The organism is Mesorhizobium sp. M7A.F.Ca.ET.027.02.1.1, assembly GCF_004022985.1.
Taxonomy (GTDB): Bacteria; Pseudomonadota; Alphaproteobacteria; order Rhizobiales; family Rhizobiaceae; genus Mesorhizobium.
Window position 1 is genome coordinate 1 of record NZ_RZOL01000422.1, and the last position, 5,166, is coordinate 5,166.

At 64.0% G+C, this 5,166-nt stretch carries 6 protein-coding genes; all 6 read left to right on the forward strand.

Translation table 11 applies throughout. The annotated features are described in order from the left end of the window. Positions 1–251: 251 nt before the first annotated feature. On the forward strand, positions 252–1,967 hold the full coding sequence (gene ureC, locus EN749_RS30215) for an urease subunit alpha (protein ID WP_164873923.1): 1,716 nt from the start codon (positions 252–254) through the stop codon (positions 1,965–1,967). A gap of 92 nt (positions 1,968–2,059) precedes the next feature. Next, positions 2,060–2,653, forward strand: coding sequence for a hypothetical protein (locus tag EN749_RS30220; RefSeq protein ID WP_128364534.1), 594 nt, complete (start codon positions 2,060–2,062; stop codon positions 2,651–2,653). Positions 2,654–2,813: 160 nt separating this feature from the next. Beyond that, on the forward strand, positions 2,814–3,407 hold the full coding sequence (locus EN749_RS30225; RefSeq protein ID WP_128364535.1) for an urease accessory protein UreE: 594 nt from the start codon (positions 2,814–2,816) through the stop codon (positions 3,405–3,407). After that, a complete protein-coding gene (locus EN749_RS30230) occupies positions 3,400–4,071 on the forward strand; it encodes an urease accessory protein UreF (RefSeq protein WP_127396921.1) in 672 nt (223 codons plus the stop codon). The genes EN749_RS30225 and EN749_RS30230 overlap by 8 nt, the downstream gene beginning before the upstream one ends. After that, positions 4,068–4,508, forward strand: coding sequence for a DUF3995 domain-containing protein (locus tag EN749_RS30235; RefSeq protein ID WP_128364536.1), 441 nt, complete (start codon positions 4,068–4,070; stop codon positions 4,506–4,508). The genes EN749_RS30230 and EN749_RS30235 overlap by 4 nt, the downstream gene beginning before the upstream one ends. Continuing rightward, entirely contained in the window at positions 4,505–5,149 is a 645-nt protein-coding gene (gene ureG / locus EN749_RS30240; protein WP_013528407.1) for an urease accessory protein UreG, read from the forward strand. The genes EN749_RS30235 and ureG overlap by 4 nt, the downstream gene beginning before the upstream one ends. Positions 5,150–5,166 lie beyond the last annotated feature (17 nt).

A 5,166-nucleotide genomic window follows, 5' to 3' on the forward strand; every position in this document is an offset into this window, starting at 1 on the left:
GGGCTGTGGCGCGGGTTGCTGCTGGGCACTGGCGGCGCCCGCCAGCATCAGGCTGGCTGCGGCGGCAAGAATTATCGTTTTGCGCATGGATCTTCCTTTCCATCGATTGGCAAACGGTCGGTCTGGGGTGACCCCCTAACCTCAACCGCCAAATGGGATCAGAAGGTGTCGCCCAGCGGGTCATTGCGTGACCATAGGATGGCAGCAATGTGCAGCACCGCTTCAATCCAACCGCATTTCAGGAGCAATCGCTGATGGCCAGAATTACCCGCGCCGCCTATGCGCAGATGTATGGCCCGACGGTCGGCGACAGAGTGCGCCTTGCCGACACCGAACTGTTCATCGAGGTCGAGAAGGATCTCACCATCCATGGCGAAGAGGTGAAATTCGGCGGCGGCAAGGTGATCCGCGACGGCATGGGCCAGAGCCAGGTTTCCCGAGCCCAGGGCGCCGTCGACACGGTGATCACCAACGCGCTGGTGATCGATGCCAGCGCCGGCATCTTCAAGGCCGATATCGGGCTTCGCGACGGCCGTATCGCGGCCATCGGCAAGGCCGGCAATCCGGACACCCAGGATGGCGTCACCATCATCATCGGCCCCGGCACCGAGATCATCGCCGGCGAAGGCAAGATCCTGACGGCAGGCGGCTTCGATGCGCATATCCACTTCATCTGCCCGCAGCAGATCGAGGAAGCGCTGATGTCAGGCATCACCACCATGCTCGGCGGCGGCACCGGCCCGGCGCACGGCACGCTGGCCACCACCTGTACGCCGGGACCATGGCACATGGCCCGCATGATCCAGTCCTTCGATGCCTTCCCGATGAACATCGGCCTGTCGGGCAAGGGCAATGCCTCCCTGCCCGCCGCGCTCGAGGAAATGGTGCTGGGCGGCGCCTGCTCGCTGAAGCTGCACGAAGACTGGGGCACGACGCCGGCGGCCATTGATTGCTGCCTGTCGGTCGCCGACGACTACGACGTGCAGGTCATGATCCATACCGACACGCTGAACGAATCCGGCTTCGTCGAGAACACGGTCGCCGCCATCAAAGGCCGTACCATCCATGCCTTCCACACCGAGGGCGCCGGCGGCGGCCACGCACCTGACATCATCAAGGTCTGCGGCCTGCCCAACGTCATCCCGTCCTCGACCAACCCGACGCGGCCCTACACGGTCAACACGCTGGCCGAGCATCTCGACATGCTGATGGTCTGCCATCATTTGTCGCCGTCGATCCCCGAGGACATCGCCTTTGCCGAAAGCCGCATCCGCAAGGAGACCATCGCGGCCGAAGACATTTTGCACGACATCGGTGCCTTCTCGATCATCTCGTCGGACAGCCAGGCCATGGGCCGCGTCGGCGAAGTCGCGATCCGCACCTGGCAGACCGCCGACAAGATGAAGCGCCAGCGCGGCTCGCTGCCGCAGGAGACCGGCAACAACGACAATTTCCGCGTCCGCCGCTACATCGCCAAATACACGATCAACCCGGCCATCGCGCATGGGCTGTCGAAAGACATCGGCTCGATCGCGGTCGGCAAACGCGCCGACCTGGTGCTGTGGAACCCCGCCTTCTTCGGCGTCAAGCCGGACATGGTGCTGATCGGCGGCATGATCGCCGCAGCACCGATGGGCGACCCCAACGCCTCGATCCCGACGCCGCAGCCGATGCACTACCGGCCGATGTTCGGCGCCTATGGCAAGGCCAGGACCAACTCGTCGGTGACCTTCGTTTCGAAAGCCGCGCTCGAATCAGGCCTGCACGGCAGGCTCGGTGTCGACAAGCAGTTCGTCGCCGTCGAGAACACCCGCGGCGGCATCGGCAAGCATTCGATGGTGCTCAACGACGCCACGCCGCATGTCGAGGTCGATCCGGAAACCTATGAGGTGCGTGCCGACGGCGAGCTTTTGACCTGCGAGCCGGCGACGGTGCTGCCGATGGCGCAGAGATACTTTCTGTTCTGAAGCGGCGATTCGACGGGGCGAGCATTATCCGTTGCAGCCCTTGGTGGGAGGCAGCAATATGCGGCCGACCAACAGTTGCATTGTGATCGAGCATGGCCACCGAAATCGCTTCCGCCCACGACATTTTCCCGCATATCCGCATCGTCATGGGCATGGTGATCGGGCTTGGCGTCGCCCGCCTGCTGTCGGGGGTGGCGCGCATCGTCCAGCATCCCGGCCAGTACAAGCTCTATCCCGTGCATCTGGCCTGGGTCGTCTCGGTGCTCCTGATGCTGGTGCATTTCTGGTGGTGGGAGTTCGGCCTCTACGCCATCGAAACCTGGACCTTCGGCAAATATTTGTTCATCATCTTCTACGCGATCACGCTGTTCCTGCTGTGCGCGCTTTTGTTTCCCGATTCGATGCTGGACTACACCAGCTATGAGGATTTCTTCTATTCGCGCCGTGCGTGGTTCTTCGGCCTGCTGGCTGCGACCTACCTGCTCGACGTGATCGACACGCTGCTGAAAGGGCCAGAGCATTTCGCCCGCTTCGGCAGCGAGTATCTGTTCCGCACGCCGGTCTTCGTTGCGCTGTGTATCGTCGCGATCCTGGTGCGCGATCGCCGCTTCCACATCGCCTTCGTCACGGCGGCGCTTATCTACCAGGTATCGTTCATCCTGCGGCTCTTCGACACCATCGTCTGAACGAACGCGATGGTCTAGCTTGTTGGGGAAAGGCAGGGTTCGACATGTACAAGGCCGTCGGATCGCGCGGATCCCGGGTCAGCCGCGCGTCAACGCCTATTTCGACCGCGTGCTGGCGCGGCCCGCGCGCGCGGGCACAAGCAAATGGGGGATCCATGAAATGAAGCTCAACCTCAACACCGACTTCACCAAATTCCCGCGGGCCGTCTCCGTACTGTCCGCCGGCAATGCCGGAACCACCCTACCGTTGGGCCGGGCCATTCTCGCCCATGACGAGCGGCATCTGCGCCGCCGCGCCATCGAGCTTGCCGACGGCAGCAAGGTGCTGGTCGACCTGCCCGAACCCGTCGCCTTGAACGATGGCGACCGGCTGGTGCTGGAGGATGGCGGCCATGTCGAGATCATCGCGGCGCCGGAAGAGGTCTATGACATCCGCGCCCGCGACGGCGTGCATCTGGCCGAGCTCGCCTGGCACATCGGCAACCGCCATCTCGCAGCAAGCATCGAGGCCGGTCGCATCCTCATCCTGCGCGACCATGTCATCAAGGCGATGCTGGAGGGGCTCGGCGCCACCGTGGCCGACGTTTCCGAACCGTTCAAGCCGGTGCGCGGCGCCTATTCCGGGCATGGCGGGCAAAGCCACGATCGCGGCCATGCGCATGCCCACAGCCACGCCGAAGCGCACAGCCATTCTCATGACGAAGCGCATGCCCATTCGCACAGTCACGCCGGCCATCACCACGATCATGACTGACCAGCCTTCGAACATCGCCCTGCTGCGGCTGATGGCGTGGCTGTCGCCTGCCTTTCCGGTCGGCGGCTTTTCCTACAGCCATGGCCTCGAACGCGCGGTGCATGACGGCCTGGTTGCCGATGCAGAAAACCTCGCCGACTGGCTGGAAACGCTGGTCGAGATGAGCTCGGGCTGGAACGATGCCGTGCTGTTTGCCGAGAGCTGGCGCCGGGCACGCGGCACCGGTGATCTCGATGAAGTGGCGGCACTCGCCGAGGCGCTGGCCGGCTCGCGCGAACGCCATACCGAAACCATGCTGCAGGGTGCCGCCTTCCTCAAAGCGTCGGCGGCCTGGCCCAATCCGGTGCTGGAGCGCTTGCCGGCCGAATGCGCCTATTGCGTCGCCGTCGGAGCCATTGCCGGCGGCAATTCACTCGCCCTTCAGGATGCGCTGTCGGCCTTCCTGCAAACCTTCTTCTCCAACCTCGTGCAGGCAGCGATCCGCCTTGGCGTTGTTGGCCAGAACGGCGCGACCACCTTGTTAGCCGGCTTCGAGCCGCTGGCCCTGGTGACCGCAAGCCGCGCCGCGCGCTCGACACTGGACGATCTCGGCGGCTGTGCCTTCGTCTCCGATGTCATGGCGATGAAGCACGAAACCCAGTATTCGCGACTGTTCCGCTCATGATTTTTCTCGCCTTCGCTCTCTCCCTTGTGCTGCTGCTGATCACCGCGCTGCATGTCTATTGGGGCCTTGGCGGCATCTGGCCGGGCCAGGATGCGGCCTCCTGCGCTCGCGCCGTGGTCGGCTTTCGCGGCGTCGATGATATGCCGACGCCGTTCGCCAGTTTCGCCGTTGCCGCGTGTCTCTGCCTGGCGACACTGTGGCCGCTGGCGCTCGCAGGCGTCTTTGCTTCACCCTTCCCAAAGCAGGGGCTCGCCGCCACTTCGCTGCTCATCGGTCTGGTGTTCCTGGGCCGCGGCATAGCCGGCTTCACGCCATGGTGGCGGCGGCTGGCGCCGGAACAGCCTTTCGCGCGGCTCGATGTCCGCTATTATTCGCCGCTGTGCCTGTCGATCGGGCTCGGCTTTGCCATCCTCGCCATCACGGAGTTTCCCGCATGACACAGACAAATGGTCCGCTGCGCGTCGGCATTGGCGGCCCGGTCGGTTCGGGCAAGACGACGCTGACCGAAAAGCTGTGCAAGGCGCTGCGCGACGAGTTTTCCATCGCCGTCGTCACCAACGACATCTACACCAAGGAAGACGCCATGATGCTGGCGCGGCTGCAGGCGCTGCCCGAGGATCGCATCATGGGTGTCGAGACCGGCGGCTGCCCGCACACCGCCATCCGCGAGGATGCGTCGATCAATCTGCAGGCGATCGCCCAGATGAACAGGAAATTCCCGGATCTCGACATCGTCTTCATCGAATCCGGCGGCGACAATCTTGCCGCGACCTTCTCGCCTGACCTCGCCGACCTGACGCTCTATGTCATCTCGGTTTGCCAGGGCGAGGAGATTCCGCGCAAGGGCGGGCCGGCGATCACCCGCTCCGATTTCCTGGTGATCAACAAGAGCGATCTTGCTCCTTACGTAAACGTCAACCTCGATGTCATGGAGAGCGACGCCGGCCGCATGCGCGGAAAACGGCCGTTTGGCTTCACCGACCTGTCGCGCGGCAAGGGGCTGCAGGAGGTGATCGATTTCATCATCGAGCATGGCGGCCTGCGAGCCGGCGCTGCCGCTGCCAGCACGGCGGCGTGAGACAGCTATCCCTGCAC